The sequence below is a fragment of the Streptomyces sp. NPDC050658 genome, assembly GCF_044457025.1.
Lineage (GTDB): Bacteria > Actinomycetota > Actinomycetes > Streptomycetales > Streptomycetaceae > Streptomyces.
The window spans coordinates 312,248-329,877 of record NZ_JBITGM010000010.1; the positions used below are offsets into that span (position 1 = coordinate 312,248).

Here is a 17,630-nt window from a genome sequence, read left to right on the forward strand (position 1 = left end):
CTCCCTGATGTGTGTGGTCGCCACGATTAGCGTGGACGTATTTCCTCACTCCGGTAGTCCCCGGACGGGTAGATCTTGATGCCCAGAGTGACCTCCGAGCGCCTACTTCCCATCACAGTCAGCCATGCAGTCTTGTTGCATCCCTTGACCGTCTGCTCGTCCGTGTCGGGGCCACCGGAACCGGGGTACCTGACTGCAGCCCGAGCTCTCCACTCCTTGCAGCCCTTGTACGTCACGCGAATGCTGTGCTTTCGAGTATTCCTCAGACTGGTACTAATGTACTGCTTGTCCTTGTACTTCCAGGCATGACCACCTCCCAGAACATCGACTTTACCCTTGACCGTGCCGCGATATATCTCAGTCGGCCCGTCGGCATGCGCAGGCACAGTTGTCGCTCCGAGGCACATGAGCAGAGATACGCCGGCAGCCGCCATACCACGGCGCACGGCAACCTTAGAATGAGACACTATTTCCCCTCAGAGTGGATTCAGTCAGATCAGACTCGCTGGATAATTCTGATCTAAGAAAGCGACAGTCAGGCCGGAAAGTTTCCCCACTTCCATGCCCAGTCGTCATCGAAGTCCGCCTGCACATACCTAATGTTGGCGGTAGCTTGCAGTCGCTTGCAGTTCGCCTTCGTGGGGAGCTTCTTGGTGGGGGTCTTGATGGGCGTCTTACCCACCACGCTGCCGGCCTGGACCCTCACCACCCGCCGACCATCACACCAGACAGCCGCCCCCAAACCGAGAACGTGGCGGCCGCGACTGCACCCCGAAGGGGACTTGAAGTAGATCTTGGGGTGGCGCCCGGGATAGCTAATCTTGATTTCCGGAGAGCCACACCTTCCGGCGGCACTCACCTCTCCGCGTTCCTGCGCCACCGCGGGAGCACTTGCTCCGATCATCGACGGCATGAGAATCAAGGCAGCCGCACCAGCGAGGGCAGTGATGCCACGTCTTCCCCGAGGGGACGTCACACCTCGTAGGGCGTCCTGCCCGCCGGAATTCATCCGCATCCGCAAACTCACCTCAACGATTAAATCGGGGACCTTCCCCTTTTCTTTGAGAATTACCGTATATCTGCAAATCGCGAATCCGACACCCCCTATCTGGGGGGTCCTCTGAGCACTCACCCCCACGCTGGGGGTGCCTGGCCCAGCACGCCAACCGCCACCACACCGGCTTCGACACCAATCACGCCACAACTGGAGGATGGCGATCTTTCAGGACAAAGCGATGCTCTCGGCGGTCGAGAGCTCCGCTGCTCCCTCAATAGAGGCTCAAATCGCCGCGCCATCACCGTGAGTAGCTTGACGAACACGGGACAGGATCGGCAATGTTGCCGCCACGCCTTTCGCCCTGACCAGGCAATGGCGACACTTCGGAATCTCGGGGAGCCGGGGGTTCAATGATCCAGGTAGCGATTGTCAGTAATAGCGAATTCTTTCGGGCCGGCTTGGCCTCACTTTTGTCCTCCCAATTCACAGTGAACATCGCAGCGCAGGGAGGACTTGACCAAGCGCTGCATCGACAAGGATCAGCACGCGCCGACATCATCGTGGTCGGCGCCGTCACTGCGGGCGAGTCCATCGAAGTGATCGAACACAGCAAACAAATCAAGGATCCTGCCAAGATTCTCGTGATCACTCAACGAATACGAGAGAGCGAGGTTCGGAAACTGCTCACTGTGGGTGCGTCCGGGATTTTGCTCCAAGAGACCGCTTCTCGACATCTCGCCTGGGCTATCGACGCCATGCACAAAGGCAGCCGCGCCCTTTCCCCTGAAATCGCCGACCACGTATTCAACGAGTACTCGAAACTGAATCTGCTCTCCAACAGCGCCAGAGAGGCTCGCGAGAAACTCGGGCAGCTCAGCACTCGAGAGCGTCAGGTGCTGGAACTCATCGCAGAGGCACTACCCAACAAGAAAGTGGCTTCTCTCCTCGGAATAAGCTCCGAGACGGTGAAAGGGCACGTTCGATCGATCTGCATGAAACTTGACGCAGAGAGCCGACTCCACGCCGCCCGAATTGCTTGGCAAGCCTCTGCAGCCGCATAGTTCAGGCCAGGAGGCTCGTTGGCCAGATGCCTCGATGGGCGAGCCTGACCGGCGACGGCGCAGTACCGCCGCCGTTTGCGCCGTCCCCGCACTCCATCGTCACTTGACGCAAGCACCGGCAATGGGTTGCATACGTTCTGTGATCGTGCACCGGGCTCCAACTGTCAGTTCCTGTACGTACGTCCAGCTCTCCCGGGCCTTCGTGGTGGGAGGGCGTGCGCCGTGGACCCGGTGATCGTTGTCGGCGCGGGGCCCGTGGGGCTCACGCTCGCCCTGGCCCTCGCGCGTCACTCCGTACCCACCGTCGTGCTCGACGAAGGGCCCGGCAAGGACGAGCAGCGGCCCGCGCGGACCGTCGTGCTGCGGGATGACACCGCGGCGCTCATGGAGCGGCTCGCCGGTCACTCGTTCGGGGACCAGGAGTCCGGCGCCCGGTGGGGCGGCTGGCGGTCCCTGCGGCGCAAGCAGCTGATGCGGGAGCTCACGTTCAGTGATCAGACGCCTCCCCCGTTGCATGTGCCGCAGCATGTGCTGACCAGTGCCCTGCGCGCGGCCATCGCCGATGAGCGGCTCGTCAAGGTCGCCGTGGAGAGCAAGCTCGACTCCCTGGAGCAGGACGCGGGCGGGCTGACAGCCCATACCCGCGGGCCCAAGGACACCTGGTGGCGCGGCAGTTATCTGGTGGGCTGCGACGGACCCCGCTCGACGGTGCGCAAGCTGCTCGACATCCGCTTCCCCGGACGTACGGCCGTCGAGCGACACGCCGTGGCGGCCCTGCGCACGGAACTTCCGCACACCGGTGAGGCGTTGTTGCATCGGATGCCTCCGTGGCGCGGCGGTGGCGCCGAGGTGACGGGCCGTCCGCTCGCCGGCGGGGTGTGGCGGCTCGACTGGCTGCTGCCGCCGCGCGGCGACCTGGTGACGCCGGACGCGCTCGTGGCGCGCGTCCGGGAGACCCTCGCGGGCTGGTGCGGCGGGTCCACACCGCCGTACGAACTGCTCGACACGGGCGTGCACACCGTCCACCACCGGCTCGCCCGCAGGTGGCGCGTCGGCCGTGCCTTCCTCGCGGGGGACGCCGCGCATCTCCTCGGCGCGCTCGGCACGCAGGGGCTCGACGAAGGCCTGCGCGACGCGGACAACCTCGCCTGGAAGCTGGCCCTCGCCTGGCATCACGGCGCGCACGACGCCCTGCTCGACAGCTACCAGGCCGAGCGCCGGGCCAATGTCGCCGCCCGGCTGCGCGCGGCCGACCAGTCGCTGCCGATACTGCGCGGCAGCGGCGGCCTGCGCTCGTACGTGCCGGGGGCGGCGCGCGGGCACGACATGTTGCTCACGGACGGCCACGTGGGGCGCGGACCGCTGGGCGCGCCCGGATCGTACGCGGAGTCGCCGCTGGCACCCGCCCCCTCGGAATCCGAGGTAGCGGTGGGCACGGAGCCGGGCGCTCCGGTCGCCGATGTGCGGGTGACGGCGCCCGACGGGTCCTTCGTGCAGCTGCGGGACCGGCTCGGACTCGGGCAGCTGCTCGTGGTCCTCGTCGCGCCCGGCACGGTGGTGTGGGAGCGGCGGCACTGGGTGACGGCCGGGATCATGCCCCGGCTCGCCGCCGCGGTGACCGCGCTGCCGCACCCCGCGGAACTGCTCGTCGCGGAGAGCTATCCGGGTGCCGCCGCGCACTCGGTGCTGCTCGTCCGCCCCGACGGTCATCTCGTCACCGCGCTGAGCGGGGTGCGCCCCGCCGAGCTGTATGCGGCGGCGGAGGCGGCGCTCGGCGGGCGCGTGCCGCAGCAGCGGACGGGCCGTGCGGACTCAGCGGAGAGGGCGGAGAGGGCTGAGGGGGCGGGAAAGGCAGCGGACAAGGCAGCGGGTAAAGCCGCGGGGAAGGCTGAAAGCGCGGCCGTCACGACTCGGCCGACCACACGGTGAGCAGGAGTTGACCGGCACGCAGCGTCATGGTCTACTCCGAAACGTGACCGACACCGAACTGCGCCTGTGGCGGCGGGTCCACATGGACCTCGTCCGCTATGCGGGCTGCGTGTGTCGTCCGTCCTGCTGAATTCGCCTTCCTCTTTGCGCGCCCCCGTCTTTGGGATGTGCGCGCTTCCGCGAACCCTCCAGGACGGTACCCGTGTCTGCCTCTGTCTCCGCCCCGCACGCGCCACACTCCCCGCCCGCGCCGGCGTCCGCGCCCACGGCCGCCGAACTGCTCGATTTCGTACGTCGTAGCGCCGCCGACCCCGAGCTGATCGCGTCCCTGCCGCTCGACCCCGAGGGCCGTACGTGGGTCCGCCTCGAAGGCCCCGGCGGCAGCGAGGCCTGGCTGATCGGCTGGCCGCCGGGGACCGGAACGGGCTGGCACGACCACGCCGAATCAGTGGGCGCCTTCCTCACCGCGGCGGGCACCCTCAAGGAGAACTCGCTCGCCGCGCGGCTGCCCACCGACGGCTGGAAGACCCTGGAGCTGACCGAAGGCGTGGACCGCGAGCGGGAGTTGGTGGCGGGCAAGGGACGGGCCTTCGGGCGGAACCACGTCCATGAGGTCCTGAACGAGTCGGCCGCCGAGCACGCCATCTCCGTGCATGCCTACTACCCGCCGCTGCCGCGCATCCGCCGCTACAGCCGTACGGGTCCGGTGCTCCGTCTGGAGTCCGTCGAGCGCCCGGAGGACTGGCAGTGAGCGAGCGTCCCGTGGGCATCGACGAGTTGCTGGAGCGGGTGCGCCGCGAACTGGACCGGCAGACGCCGCAGGAGGCGCGCGACACCGCTGCCGCCGGGGGACTCCTGGTCGACATCCGGTACGCGGCCCTGCGCGAGCGGGACGGACTCATCCCCGGCGCGCTCGTCGTCGAACGCAATGAGCTGGAGTGGCGCCTGGACCCGCAGGGCAGCCACCGCGCCCCGGAGGCCGTCGGCCACGACCTGCGGGTCGTCGTGGTGTGCAACGAGGGGTACGCGTCGAGCCTGGCGGCCGTCTCCTTGCGGCAGTTGGGGCTGCGGCACGCGACGGATCTGATCGGCGGGTTCCAGGCATGGAAGGCGGCGGGGCTTCCCGTCGAGGGGTGAGCACGCGCGCGTGGGCGCCCCTTCCCGGAATCGGTAAGGGGCGCCCACCATTGCGTATCGGTCCTTACTTCTCGGTGCGTACCGGTCCTTACTCCTTGGTACGTATCGGTCCTTACCCCTCGGTTCGTATCGGTCCCTACTCCTTGGCCGTCGCCACCGTCACAGGACGCGGCCTCAGTGCGGCGCGGCCCGGAAGCGCGGTCGCCGTGAGGGCGAGCAGCGCCGCGAGGGCCACCACGGAGACGTACACGAGGGGAACGACCGAGGGAGCCGCGGTGCCGGTCATACCGACGCTGAAGGCCGTCAGGACGGCGAGCGCGACACCGCTGCCGAGGACCGTGCCGATGAGCAGCACTGCCAGCGCCTCGGTGCGCAGCATGCGCAGGACCTGACGGCGGCTCGCGCCGGCGAGGCGCAGCATCGCGAACTCGCGGACACGCTCGGAGACCGACATGGCCAGGGTGTTGACGACGGCGATCGCCGTGAAGGCCAGGACGAGCCCCATGGCGAGATGGTTGACCTCCGCGTTCGCCTCCTGGCGCTCGGCCTGGAGGTTGTCCGCGGCGGCCGGCGCGAGAACCCGCACGCCCGGGAACTTCCGGACGTCCGCCGCGAGTTGTTCCTGTGTACGGTCGCTCTTGATCAGGACCGTGGCGGCGAGCGGGTTGTCGACGTGGCGGGCGACCAGGTCGTGCGCCATGGTCAGATCGCCGAACCCGAGCCCGCGCGCGTACACGGCACGGACCTTGAGGGCGGTCTTCGTGCCGTCGCCGAGCGTGAGCTTCAGGGTGCTTCCGGGGCGCAGGCCGAGCTGATCGGCGGCGAGTTCGCTGACGGCGACGCTGTCCGCGCCGAAGCCCTTCAGGGTTCCGGCGGTGACGTCCGGGTCCCAGGTGCGGCCGAGGCCGGCCGGCGTGACGCCCTGCGCGGGGTACTTGTCGAGGCCCACGCGCACGGTGGTGCGGACGACCTCGGTGGCAGCGTCGACGCCTTCGGTCGTACGCAGCTTCCGTGCGGCCTCGGCGGGGACGCCCGGCCCCTGCGCCGCGAGGACCCAGTCCGCGCGGATGCCGTCGCGCGCCTGGGCGCGGGCGGCGTCGCCGAGGGTGGGCTGCACGAACAGGACGGTGCAGGTCATGCCGGTGAGGAGGGCGAGCGGGGTGACGGCGGCCGCCATCCGGGCGGCGTTGCCCCGCAGATTGGCGTGCGCGAGGCGGCCGCCGGGCCCGGAGAGCCGCAGCGGGACGCGGAGCACGGCCGCCGCGGCCCTGACCACGAGCGGGCCGAGGAGCGCGATCGCGCTGGAGAGGACGACAACGGCCAGGAACGTCACGGGAGTCGACGCGGGCTCGGTGCGCAGCACGCTCAGCACGGCGACCAGGACGGCACCTCCGGCGAGGAGCACGAGTCCCGCGACGATGCGGCTCCAGGGCAGACCGCTGCGCTCGACGCGCGCTTCGGCGAGCGCCTCGGCCGGGCGGATCCGGGCGATGCGGCGGGCCGAGACGCGGGCGGCGACCCAGGCCCCGAGGAGCGTCGCGGCCAGGGCGGCGAGCGGCGGGAACGCGCTGACGGTCCGCTCCAGGGTGGCGGGGATCGCGCCGAGGTCCACGAACCGTCCGTGCAGCCAGCCGCCGAGCGGGATGCCGGCCAGCGCGCCGAGGGCACCGGCGACCGCTCCGACGACGAGGGCCTCGCGGCCGAGGAGTCGGCGGATCTGCTTCGGGGTGGCGGCGATGGCCCGCAGCAGGGCGAGTTCGCGGTGGCGCTGCTGCACGGAGAGGGCGAAGGTGCCGACGACCACGAGGATGGCGACGAGGAGGGACGTGCCGCCCATCGCGCCGCCCATGCTGACCAGTTTGACGCGGGCGTTCGCCGCGTCGAGGAACTCCACGGGGCCGCGCTCGGCTCCGCTGCTGACCTGCGCCGTCGTTCCCTTGAGCGCGTGCGTGACCGCCCGTTCGACCGCTCCGGTGTCGGTTCCGTCGGCCGGTACGACGCCGATGGCGGTGACCTGTCCCGGGTGGGCGGCGAGCCGCTCGGCCTCGGCGGTGGAGAAGAAGAGCGACGTCTGGTGGGCGAGTGCGCCCTGGGCGGGGGCCGCGACCCCGGTGACGCGGTAGCTGCGCGGCGCCCGCGTCGACTGGACGGTCAGCCGGTCCCCCGGCTTCAGGTGGGCCCGCTCGGCGAGGGCACGGTCGATGACGAGGTCCCCGGAGGCGCGCGGGGCCTCCCCCGCGACGAGGCGGAAGGGCGTCAGGGCCGCCGAGCGCCAGGCGTGCCCGTACGCGGGCCGGTCGGCGGTGTCGTCAGAGGTGCGCGTCAACGGCTGGGCGAGAAAGGTGAGTTCGGGTACGACGGCTGCGACGCCCGGCAGGTCGTCGAGTCTGCGCACGGTGTCGTCTGGCAGCCAGGCCCGCTCGGCGATCGGCTTGGCCTTGTGCTTGACCTTGGTCTTGCCCTTCTTGTGCTTGACCGTGGTCTGGTGGACGTTCTGGTCGGCGGAGACGATCACGGGGGCGGCGGCGTAGCGCTCGGTCCTGACGGTGCCGCGCAGGCCCGTCTCCAGGAGGGTGCCGCAGGCCGTGATGAGCGCGGCGGCGCACATCAGTGCGAGAAAGGCGCCGAGGAATCCGCCTTTGCGGTCCCGGACGGTCCGCAGTGCGTAGCGCAGCATCATGATGTCGCCTCGGGGTCGGTGGAAGTTGCGGGGGTATGAGAAGGTGCGGGCGCGGGCGCAGGTGCAGGCGCCGGAAACGCCAGGAGCCGCGTGAGCACGGTGCGTGCGTCGGGCGGCGTTTCGGCTTCGGGGCGCTTGTAGCGGTTGAGCAGGGCGATGTACTCCTCGAAGAACTCGCGGAGTTCGGGGAGTGTCAGCCGGATCGTGCCGCGCGAGTACGGGAACGCGTCGGCCCACGCGCCGAGTTCGGGGCCTCCCTCCCGCTGCAACTGCTCGAAGAGCTCCAGGTCGGCGGCGTACGAGAGATGGTTCAACTCGTCCATGACGAGCCGGGTCTCGGCGTTCTGCCTGCTCCGGGGCGGGAAGCGGCGGTCGCCGGGGACCGCTCGCCACCAGCGCTCACGGCTGTGCCCGGGGCCGCCCGTCGTCTCCTCGACGAAGCCGTAGCGGGCGAGTTCGCGCAGGTGGTAGCTGGTGGCCCCGGTGTTGAGGCCGAGGGCCCTGGCGAGCGTCGCCGAGGTGGCCGGGCCGTGCACGGTGAGGTGCTGCAGCATCTGCTGCCGCCGGGGCTGCGCGAGCGCCTTGAGGACGGTGAGGTCGGTCAGTTCTTCGGGGCCGGGGGTGGCCGTGTTCTCCGTCGTGCCGGGTTCCTCTGCCATGCGTACACAATCTTCTGTGCACACATCTCTGTGCAGTGCGGCGGACCGGCGTCTTCATCCGGGGGTTAACCCCACCCTCCCCCGCATGTGAAAGGGCCGGGCCGCGGTTCGCACCGCGTTGCCCGGCCCTGACCTGAGCCCCACCCCCGCGAGGGCCCTGGTCGCTTCAACCCCCGTCGTACCCCAGGTCTTCCGTGTCTTCGCCCTCTTCTTCCAGAGCTTGCCGGACGACCCTCAGCGCGAGGCCTTCCGGATAACCCTTGCGGGCGAGCATGCCCGCGAGCCTGCGCAGCCGCTTGTCGCGGTCGAGCCCCCGTGTGGAGCGGAGTTTGCGGGCGACGAGCTCGCGTGCCGTCGCCTCCTCCTGCTCCGAGTCGAGCAGTCCGACGGCCTCCTCGATGAGCGTGGCGTCCACGCCCTTCGTACGCAGTTCCTGCGCGAGCGCCCGTCGGGCCAGACCCCGGCCGTGGTGCCGGGACTCCACCCACGCGCCCGCGAAGGCACCGTCGTTGATCAGACCGACCTCTTCGAAGCGGGTCAGCACCTCGTCCGCCACGTCCTCGGGGATCTCCCGCTTGCGCAGGGCGTCCGCGAGTTGCTTGCGCGTACGGGGAGTTCCGGTGAGCAGGCGCAGACAGATCGCCCGCGCCCGCTCAGCCGGATCCCCCGTCGGCGGCTCCCCCTTCTCGGCCCTCGACGAGGAAGGGGGGCCGCTGTCCTGTGGGCCGTCGCCCCGGCTGTCGCCCCGGCCGTCACCGAATCCGCCACGCCGACGCCGACGGCCGCCGCTCCTGCCGCCGCCGCGCGGGCCCGCGCCCGCACCGCTCCGGCCGGGGCCGTCCTGATCCACACCGTCCGCGAATTCCTGGCCCGCGGGTACGGTGCCGTATTCGGGGACGGTGTGGTCCGCCCAGTCGGTTCGCCGCGTCACGGGTCAGCTCTTGGCCGCTGCGGCCTTGGGCTTGGTGGCCTTCGCCGCCGGTGCGGGCACCGTCTTGGCGGTGTCGTCGGCCGCGCCCGCCGCGTCCTTGCCCGGCTCGGCGGTCGGCTCCTCCGGCTTCGGCTTCACGCCGACTCCGAGCTTCTCCTTGATCTTCTTCTCGATCTCGTTGGCGAGATCGGGGTTGTCCTTCAGGAAGTTGCGGGCGTTCTCCTTGCCCTGGCCGAGCTGGTCGCCCTCGTACGTGTACCAGGCGCCGGCCTTGCGGACGAAGCCGTGCTCCACTCCCATGTCGATCAGGCCGCCCTCGCGGCTGATGCCCTGGCCGTAGAGGATGTCGAACTCTGCCTGCTTGAAGGGCGGCGCGACCTTGTTCTTGACGACCTTGACGCGGGTGCGGTTGCCGACCGCGTCGGTGCCGTCCTTGAGGGTCTCGATACGACGGATGTCGAGTCGCACCGAGGCGTAGAACTTCAGCGCGCGGCCACCGGTCGTGGTCTCCGGCGAGCCGAACATCACGCCGATCTTCTCGCGGAGCTGGTTGATGAAGATCGCGGTGGTCTTCGACTGGTTGAGCGCGCTGGTGATCTTCCGGAGTGCCTGGCTCATCAGGCGGGCCTGCAGACCCACGTGCGAATCGCCCATCTCGCCCTCGATTTCCGCGCGCGGCACCAGGGCCGCCACGGAGTCGATGACGATCAGGTCGAGGGCACCGGAGCGGACGAGCATGTCCGTGATCTCCAGGGCCTGCTCTCCGTTGTCCGGCTGGGAGAGGATCAGGTTGTCGATGTCGACGCCGAGCTTCTTCGCGTACTCGGGGTCGAGGGCGTGCTCGGCGTCCACGAAGGCGACGGCGCCGCCCGCGCGCTGCGCGTTGGCCACGGCGTGCAGCGTCAGGGTCGTCTTACCGGAGGACTCCGGTCCGTACACCTCCACCACACGGCCGCGCGGGATGCCGCCGACGCCGAGCGCGACGTCGAGCGCGGTCGACCCGGTGGGGATCACCTCGATGGGCTCGTTCGGCCGCTCGCCCATGCGCATGACCGCGCCCTTGCCGAACTGCCGTTCAATCTGTGCGAGTGCGGCGTCCAGCGCCTTCTCGCGGTCGGTTCCTGCCATGGGTTCCACCCGATTTGCTTGTGTCGATCGCTTCACGTCAAAGACGCTAACGCCTGCCACTGACAATCCGCCCCGACGCCCGTCCAGCCTGTGGATAACTCGGGGCGATCGCACCGCCGAAACCGGCCGGAGCTCCGGGCATCCCCCCGCCGAAATCCCCGGGAAAACGCCGCCAGACACCCCATAAGAATGGATGTTCGATTTTGGTGTCAAGCGCACCACGCGGCTCCACCGAGAGTACGGATCGGACTGTTCCGCGACCGGCAGCTCGGCGTGTGTCGCACTGAACCCGGGCGGCGACCGCCGCTCCCCGGCACTACTCCCCGGGGCGTACGCCGGGTGTCTTCGGCCGGACGACGACCCGCGGCCGGCTCCCCGCCAGGCTTGGCCCATGGAAAGCCGCACCGGCCCGTCTCCCCTGCCCGCGCTGTGGCGTTCGGCGCGCCCCGCCGAACGCGTCAGCTACCTGACCGGCGCCGCCCTGGTCCTCTCGGGGCTCGCACATCTGCTGGTCTTCGCGGTGGACGGCGGGCCGTGGGAAGGGCCCGTCTCCTGGCGCAAGCCCGTCACCTTCGGGCTCTCCTTCGGCGTGACGCTGGTCGCCGTCGCCTGGGTGACGTCGTATCTGCGCATGGGAGCCCGCACCCGGACCGCGCTGCTCGTCGTCTTCGCCGCGGACTGCGTCCTGGAGGTCGGCGGGATCACGCTCCAGGCGTGGCGCGGGGTGCCCTCGCATCTCAACATGGAGACCGGCTTCGACTCGACGGTGTCCATGGCCCTCGCGGTGGGCGGCGGAATCCTGGTCGTCCTGTTGTCGGCGTTCGCGATCGCGGCCTTCAGGCACCGCCCCACCGGGCCCACGGGGATGGCTCTCGCGCTCCGCGCCGGCTTCGCGATCCTGCTCGTCGCCCTCGCGTCGGGCGCCGCGATGATCGCGCGGGGCGTGTACCTGACGCGAACCGGTCACCAGGAGTCGGCGTACCACTCCACGGCGGCGCTCAAGCCGCTGCACGGAGTGAGCCTGCACGCCGTGCTGGTCCTGCCCGCCCTGGCCTGGCTGCTGTCCCGAACCTCATGGAGCGAGCGGACACGGCAGCGGGCGCTGACCGCGGCCGTCGGCTGCTACGTAGTGGCCGTTCTCGCCTCCGGAGTCTGGGCGGTCGCCGCCTACTGACGCTTCTCCGGACCGGCCTCCCCCTCTGCCTCCGCCTCCGCCTCTGCCTCCGAAGCCGCCCCCGGCTCGTTCGGCCCGCGCAGAGCCCGCCGCACGCGCGCCAGGAGCGGCGCTCCGCCCCTGCGCCGGTGTCCGTGGACCCGCGGGTCGTCCGTGACGTCGTACCGCTTCACGTACGCCCCCAGGAAGGCCTGCAGCGTCGCCACCGCCGGGATGGAGATCAGTGCCCCGACGGCACCCAGCAGCGCCGTGCCCGCGATCACCGAGCCGAAGGCGACCGCCGGGTGAATGTCCACGCTCTTCGCGGTGAGCTTGGGCTGCAGCACATAGTTCTCGAACTGCTGGTAGACCACTACGAAGACCAGCACCCACAGCGCGTACCAGGGATCGACCGTGAAGGCGATCAGCATCGGCAGGGCGCCCGCCAGATACGTGCCGATGGTCGGAATGAACTGCGAGACCAGGCCCACCCACACCGCGAGCACGGGCGCGTACGGCACGTCGAGGGCCGCAAGCAGGATGTAGTGCGCGATCCCGGAGATGAGCGCCATCAGGCCGCGTGAGTAGAGGTAGCCGCCGGTCTTGTCGACCGCGATCTCCCAGGCGCGCAGCACCTCTGCCTGCTTGGCCGGCGGCAGCACCGAGCACAGCGCGCGCCGCAGCCGCGGTCCGTCGGCCGCGAAGTAGAACGAGAACAGCAGGACCGTCAGGAGCTGGAAGAGGCCTCCGAGGACCTGCGCCGACACGTCCAGGACGCCGCTGGCGCTGTTCTGCACGTACTTCTGGAGCCAGTCGGAGTGGACCAGGCTGTCCTGGATCTCGACGCGGGACAGGTCCGTGTGGAACGTCTGGTTGATCCAGCTGATGACCTTGTCGAGGTAGTCGGGGAAGTCCTCGACCATGTCCACGATCTGGCCGGCCAGCATCGAGCCCATGAGCGTGATGAAGCCCGCGCCCGCGATCAGGACGGCGAGGAACACCAGGAAGGTGGCGAAGCCCCTGCGCAGCCCGCGCGCGGCCATCCAGCTCACCGCGGGCTCGACCGCGAGCGCCAGGAAGAAGGCGATCAGGACGTTGATGAGCAGCCCGGTCAGCTGGTGGAAGGCCCAACTGCCCAGCTGGAAACAGGCGATGAGCGCGAGGGCCAGCACCATGGCGCGCGGCAGCCAGCGCGGCATGCTGGCGGCACGCCCTGCCTCAGCCCCGGTCGGGGGCTGCGCGGGCGGCGTCGTCCCGAGCGGAGCTACGTCCTGAGTGACCTGCGCGGTCTCGTCTGTCGATGCCACGGTGCCAGTCTCGCCCACGCCGCCGACAATCGGCCGCCGCCCCCGCATCTTCGCCGGGACAGGCGCTCACGGCGGCCACCGACGGGCGACGAACCGTCCGCTATCAGCGCCTTTCAGCCGGAACGTCCATCGCCGTACACACCGCGCGCCAGACGTCCTTGGCCTCCCAGCCCGCATCCAGCGCCTGCCGGACCGTGCGCCCCCCAAGCTCCGCCATCACATGATCACTCGCGAAGGAGTCGGCGTACCCCACTCCGAAGTGGTCCGCCATCCGCTCCCAGAACACCGTCAACCGCATGACCCCAGTATCGCGCCCTTGAGAGTGCAGCCCGACGCGATGGGCTTGCCGACAGCGCTTTCCGGCCTACGGTCTGTGCATGGCCGAAACCGGAGCTTCCCCGCAGGCCGCGCACTCACCGGTCGCGCGCGCCGAGCACTTCGTCTGGCTCACCGCGCGCGTGCTGGAGCAGCGGCGGTTCGCGTACCACTTCCTGAGTGGAACAAGCGGCACAAACAGCATGAGCGGAACAAGCGGCGCGAGCGGTGCCGGGTCCGTAGAGGCCGCCGCCGACGCGGTCGAGACCGCCCTGGCCGCCTACGGCAACGAGGACGGCGGGTTCGGCCACGCGCTCGAGCCCGATCTGCGCGGCCCCGTGAGCCAGCCCCTGCACACCGGGCACGCGCTGCGCGTCCTCGACTCGATCCGGCGCTGCGGCGGGCAGCGGGTGGAGCGCGTCTGCCGCTATCTGACCTCCGTGTCCACGCCGGACGGCGCCCTGCCGGCCATCCATCCGAGCCAGCGCGGCTACCCGTGCGCGCCGTTCGTGCCGGTCGTGGACGATCCGCCGAGCGAGCTCCTCGCCACCGGCCCCGTAGTGGGCCTGCTGCACCGCAACGAGGTGTGGCACGCCTGGCTGTTCCGGGCCACCGACTTCTGCTGGGCCGCCGTGGAGTCCCTGGAGAAGTCCCATCCGTACGAGATCCAGGCGGCCGTCGCGTTCCTCGACGGGGCACCCGACCGCCCGCGCGCGGAGGCCGCCGCCGACCGTCTCGGCAGGCTCGCGCGGGAGCAGCGCCTGGTGGCGCTCGCCCCCGAACGGCTCGACGCGTACCCGGTCGCCCCGGGGTACGCACCGGGAGAGCACCACTTCGCGTACGACTACGCGAAGGCGCCCGAGTCGCTCGCGCGCGCGTGGTTCACCGACGAGGAAATGGCCCGCTCCTTGGACCACCTCGAACAGGAGCAGCAGGAGGACGGCGGCTGGCCGATCCGCTGGCGCCAGTGGGCGCCGGGCACCGCCCTGGAGGCACGCCCCATGGTCACCGTCGAGGCGCTGCGCACGCTACGGGCGTATGGACGGTCCATCGGCTGACGGGACACTCTCCGCCTCCCGCAGCAGCAGCGCCGCGATGGCGAGCGCGGTGCCGCGCGGTGCCGAAAGATCGATGCCGGTGAGTTCGCCGATCTTCGCGAGCCGGTTGTCGACGGTGTTGGGGTGCAGTCCCAGGGCCGCCGCGGTGGCCCTGCGCTCCTGCTGATGGGCGAGGTGCAGCCGCAGCGTCTCCAGGAGTTCGGGGCGGTCGGCGACCGGGTCGAGCAGCGCGGAGATCAGGTGGCTGCTCTCGTTGCGGCGGGAGAGGTGGTACTCCAGCAGCACGTCCGCCATGCGGTGCAGCCCCGGAGGCATCCCGCACGCGCGCGTGATGCGCAGTATCTCCGTGGCGGTGCGGGCGGCGCCGGGCACGGCGTCGGGCCCCGCCGCGTCCATGGCGGCGACCCGCACCGGGAGGTCGCAGGCCTTGCTCAGGCGGTGCGGCAGATCCTCCGGGGGCGCACATTCCTCGGGTACGACGACCCGCCCGCCGTCGGCTTCGAGGAGCGCGAGCACCTCTCTGCCAAAGGCGTGGTCCAGGGCGGTCTGCACCCGCCGCAGCCGCCGGCGCACCGCCACGGGGCCCTCCGTGGGCGCGCCGTCGAAGCCGACCGCGAGGACGAGCACGGGCCCCGCGAGGTGCAGCTGGTCGAGCAGGACGTGGCCGGGCGGCACCATCCCGTCGAGCAGACCGCGCATCAAGGAGCTGCGCTGGGCGCGCTGCTCCGCCTCCAGTGCGGAACGCTCGTCCAGGTAGGTCTCGGCCACGGACCCGACGATCTCGGGATGCGACTCCAGGAGGACGTCCACGAGTTCGACCAGGGCGGCCTCCTCGCCGGGGCGCGCCACCTCACGCAGCGCCTGCCACAGGACGTACAGGCCCAGGGTGTGCGTACGCAGCAGGAGGTGCAGCGGCATGCCCTCCTCGGCGCGCTGTGCGGCCCGCTCCCGGAAGACCTGGTGACCGCCGGGTGGCCGATCGGCGACCCGGCGCAGGAAGAGGCGCACACCGTGGCGGGCGGTCGCGGCTATCTCCAGGTCCTTCACGTCGTCCGGGAGATCGGCGTAGCCCGGCAGCTCCTCGAACGACTCGCGGGCCATCCGCCGCGCCAGTTCGTTGACCCGGGGCTCGCACCGCGCGGCGAGGGACCGTGCTTCGGAGGACAGCGCCACGGTGTCTCCTCTCCAGGGGGTGGCCGTTGTGACGCGTCACATTACCCACGGGGTCCGTGGAACTCAGCCCGTCAGTGCCCGCAGCCCGGCCGTGACGACGACGGCCGCTCCGATGACGACCAGGAAGGGCGCGCGCAGCAGCAGCGCGAGGGCCGCGGCGGCGAGGCCCGCCGCCCTGGCGTCCAGGACCAGCTCCCGCCCTTCCGCGAAGGCCTGCTGGGCCGTGAGGGCGGCCAGCAGGGCCACCGGCAGCAGGGCGGCCATGCGTTTGACGAGCGGCCGCTCCAGGGCGCCAGCGGGCACCAGGAGACCCGCGAGCTTGACGAGGTAGCAGCCCACGAAGGTCACACCGATCGCGATCCAGATGTTCAACGATCCCCCCTCCGCTCGCCGCCACGGGCCTTGCGGCCCTCTACGTAGAGGACGGCCGGGGCCGCGAGGGCGGCCACCAGGACGGGTACGCCCGCGGGCAGCACGGGCAGCAGTCCGAGCCCGAGGACGACCGCGACGGCCGCCACGGCGCGCTCCCTGGTGGTCCGCAGCATGGGCATCAGCAGCGCCAGGAAGACCGCGGGCGCCGCGGCGTCGAGCCCCCACGCGTCGGTGTCGCCGATGGCCTCGGCCCCCAGAGCGCCGAGCAGCGTGGTGAGGTTCCACAGCAAGTAGAGGCTGAGCCCCGTCACCGTGAAGCCGATGCGGGCGGCGCGCCGCGTGGGCTGCGCCAGCGAGACGGCCGCGGTCTCGTCGATCACCCAGTGGGCGGCAAGGGGCCGCACCGCGCGCGGGACCGCGAGCAACTGCGAGAGGCGCAGTCCGTAGAAGGCGTTGCGTACGCCGAGGAAGAAGGCACCGGCGGCGGCCGTGAAGGGGTTCCCGCCGCCCGCGAGAGCGCCGACCAGCGCGAACTGCGAGGCCCCGGTGAAGACCAGCAGGCTGAGCGCGCAGGTCTGCAGCACGGTGAGGCCGCTGCCGGCCGAGGTCACGCCGAAGGCGAACCCGGAGAGCCCGACGGCGACACCGACGCCGAGCGCGTCGCGGACGACGGCGGAGTCGGGCTTCCCCGGAGCTCTTGCTTCTGCCGCTGCTTCTACTGCTGCTTCTGGTTCGTCCGCGCGGAGATCCGCGGGGGTTATCTGTTCTGCCACGCCCCGGACGCTACGGGGGCAGCCGATTCCGGGTCTTGTACGTTCTTGCGCCCGCGGACGTCCTCGCGCCCACCGATGTCCTTGCGCCCACGGACGTCCTTGCGCTCGCGCTGGTACGCCCCCGGAGGCACCCCGACGATCCGGGAGAAGTGCCGGTTGAGGTGCGGCTGGTCGGTGAAGCCCACCGCTATGGCCGCGTCGGCGGGCGCCGTTCCCGCGTCCAGCAGGGCACGGGCACGCCTGACGCGCGCATCGGTGAGCCATGCGTGCGGCGGCATCCCGTAGGCGTCGCGGAAGGCGCGCAGCAGCGCGAACGGGCTGGCCCCGAGGTCGGTGGCGAGCCGCTCCAGGCTCGGCGGATCGACCAGGCACTCCTCCAGGACGGCACGCGCGCGCGCCGCGGTCCTGGCCCCGGCCGTGCGCACGGCGCGCTGCGGCAGCAGGCCGCCGTTCAGCCGCAGCAGCCGGGTCACCGCGACCCGCAGCAGGGTGTCGGCGGCGAGCGCGTTGCCCTCCTCCGCCGCGCGCAGCACGCGGTGCACGAGGGCCACGGCGTACGGATCGTCGAGCACGGGACGGACGAATCCGGGCGTGCCCCGCAGGGCCGTCGTCTCCCCGGCGATCTCGGCGACCAGCTCCGGCGACGGGTAGACGGCGCCGTACCGCCAGCCCTCGGGCACCCCGGCCCGGCCCGTGTGCATGGTGTCCGGGTTGATCAGGGCGAGGGTTCCCGGCCCCGCGTGCTGGTCGGCGCCGCCGTGGTGGAAGACGTCGACGCCCTCGGCGATCGCGGCGATCACGAAGTGCTCGTGGGTGTGCCGCACGAACGTCTTGTGGACATAGCGGGCCCGCAGCAGGTCGACGCCGGGCAGCTCGGCGTACCGCCAGTGCCGCGCCCGCTCCACAGAACCTGCCATGCCCCCATTCTGCGACAGCCCCGCAAGCCCGTTTCCACGG

At 70.8% G+C, this 17,630-nt stretch carries 17 protein-coding genes; 7 read left to right on the forward strand and 10 right to left on the reverse strand.

The window, feature by feature from the left end:
• Positions 1-1,407: 1,407 nt before the first annotated feature.
• The 5 genes from ACIBKX_RS30980 (at position 1,408) to ACIBKX_RS31000 (ending at position 5,124) form a co-directional block, all read left to right on the forward strand.
• Positions 1,408-2,058, forward strand: a complete 651-nt coding sequence (locus ACIBKX_RS30980; RefSeq protein ID WP_363276376.1) for a response regulator transcription factor — start codon at positions 1,408-1,410, stop codon at positions 2,056-2,058.
• A gap of 222 nt (positions 2,059-2,280) precedes the next feature.
• On the forward strand, positions 2,281-3,987 hold the full coding sequence (locus ACIBKX_RS30985) for an FAD-dependent monooxygenase (RefSeq protein ID WP_363276375.1): 1,707 nt from the start codon (positions 2,281-2,283) through the stop codon (positions 3,985-3,987).
• A gap of 43 nt (positions 3,988-4,030) precedes the next feature.
• Positions 4,031-4,117 (forward strand): putative leader peptide, encoded by an 87-nt coding sequence (locus ACIBKX_RS30990; protein WP_363276415.1) that lies wholly within the window; start codon positions 4,031-4,033, stop codon positions 4,115-4,117.
• A gap of 72 nt (positions 4,118-4,189) precedes the next feature.
• Positions 4,190-4,738, forward strand: coding sequence for a cysteine dioxygenase (locus ACIBKX_RS30995; protein ID WP_363276374.1), 549 nt, complete (start codon positions 4,190-4,192; stop codon positions 4,736-4,738).
• Entirely contained in the window at positions 4,735-5,124 is a 390-nt protein-coding gene (locus tag ACIBKX_RS31000) for a rhodanese-like domain-containing protein (protein WP_399376552.1), read from the forward strand. Before ACIBKX_RS30995 ends, ACIBKX_RS31000 begins: the two co-directional genes overlap by 4 nt.
• A 136-nt stretch (positions 5,125-5,260) precedes the next feature.
• On the opposite strand, the gene ACIBKX_RS31005 is transcribed toward ACIBKX_RS31000, so the two are convergent.
• From ACIBKX_RS31005 to recA, 4 genes are all read right to left on the reverse strand, one after another.
• Complete coding sequence (locus ACIBKX_RS31005; RefSeq protein WP_363276373.1) at positions 5,261-7,804, reverse strand: FtsX-like permease family protein; 2,544 nt, start codon at positions 7,802-7,804, stop codon at positions 5,261-5,263.
• A complete protein-coding gene (locus ACIBKX_RS31010; RefSeq protein ID WP_363276372.1) occupies positions 7,801-8,463 on the reverse strand; it encodes a helix-turn-helix domain-containing protein in 663 nt (220 codons plus the stop codon). Before ACIBKX_RS31010 ends, ACIBKX_RS31005 begins: the two co-directional genes overlap by 4 nt.
• A gap of 166 nt (positions 8,464-8,629) precedes the next feature.
• Positions 8,630-9,394 carry a recombination regulator RecX gene (gene recX, locus ACIBKX_RS31015; protein ID WP_363276371.1) on the reverse strand — a complete coding sequence of 255 codons (765 nt, stop codon included), beginning with the start codon at positions 9,392-9,394 and terminating at the stop codon, positions 8,630-8,632.
• Positions 9,395-9,397: 3 nt separating this feature from the next.
• Positions 9,398-10,522, reverse strand: a complete 1,125-nt coding sequence (gene recA / locus ACIBKX_RS31020) for a recombinase RecA (RefSeq protein WP_363276370.1) — start codon at positions 10,520-10,522, stop codon at positions 9,398-9,400.
• Between the two features lie 391 nt (positions 10,523-10,913).
• Here recA and ACIBKX_RS31025 point away from each other — a divergent pair, with 391 nt between their 5' ends.
• A complete protein-coding gene (locus tag ACIBKX_RS31025) occupies positions 10,914-11,696 on the forward strand; it encodes a hypothetical protein (RefSeq protein ID WP_363276369.1) in 783 nt (260 codons plus the stop codon).
• Here ACIBKX_RS31025 and ACIBKX_RS31030 read toward each other — a convergent pair.
• Positions 11,690-12,982, reverse strand: coding sequence for an AI-2E family transporter (locus ACIBKX_RS31030; protein WP_363276368.1), 1,293 nt, complete (start codon positions 12,980-12,982; stop codon positions 11,690-11,692). The genes ACIBKX_RS31025 and ACIBKX_RS31030 overlap by 7 nt on opposite strands.
• A 103-nt stretch (positions 12,983-13,085) precedes the next feature.
• Complete coding sequence (locus tag ACIBKX_RS31035; protein WP_363276367.1) at positions 13,086-13,280, reverse strand: DUF3046 domain-containing protein; 195 nt, start codon at positions 13,278-13,280, stop codon at positions 13,086-13,088.
• A 79-nt stretch (positions 13,281-13,359) separates the two neighbouring features.
• On the opposite strand from ACIBKX_RS31035, the gene ACIBKX_RS31040 reads away from it, so the two are divergent.
• On the forward strand, positions 13,360-14,355 hold the full coding sequence (locus ACIBKX_RS31040; protein ID WP_363276366.1) for a hypothetical protein: 996 nt from the start codon (positions 13,360-13,362) through the stop codon (positions 14,353-14,355).
• Here ACIBKX_RS31040 and ACIBKX_RS31045 read toward each other — a convergent pair.
• From ACIBKX_RS31045 to ACIBKX_RS31060, 4 genes are all read right to left on the reverse strand, one after another.
• Complete coding sequence (locus tag ACIBKX_RS31045) at positions 14,326-15,528, reverse strand: helix-turn-helix domain-containing protein (protein WP_363276365.1); 1,203 nt, start codon at positions 15,526-15,528, stop codon at positions 14,326-14,328. The genes ACIBKX_RS31040 and ACIBKX_RS31045 overlap by 30 nt on opposite strands.
• Positions 15,529-15,591: 63 nt before the next feature.
• On the reverse strand, positions 15,592-15,900 hold the full coding sequence (locus ACIBKX_RS31050) for an AzlD domain-containing protein (protein ID WP_363276364.1): 309 nt from the start codon (positions 15,898-15,900) through the stop codon (positions 15,592-15,594).
• Positions 15,897-16,673 (reverse strand): AzlC family ABC transporter permease, encoded by a 777-nt coding sequence (locus ACIBKX_RS31055; protein WP_399376557.1) that lies wholly within the window; start codon positions 16,671-16,673, stop codon positions 15,897-15,899. Before ACIBKX_RS31055 ends, ACIBKX_RS31050 begins: the two co-directional genes overlap by 4 nt.
• The gene (locus tag ACIBKX_RS31060; RefSeq protein WP_363276363.1) at positions 16,658-17,590 is read right to left on the reverse strand and encodes an AraC family transcriptional regulator; all 933 of its coding nucleotides are present in this window, start codon (positions 17,588-17,590) and stop codon (positions 16,658-16,660) included. Before ACIBKX_RS31060 ends, ACIBKX_RS31055 begins: the two co-directional genes overlap by 16 nt.
• Positions 17,591-17,630: the final 40 nt, after the last annotated feature.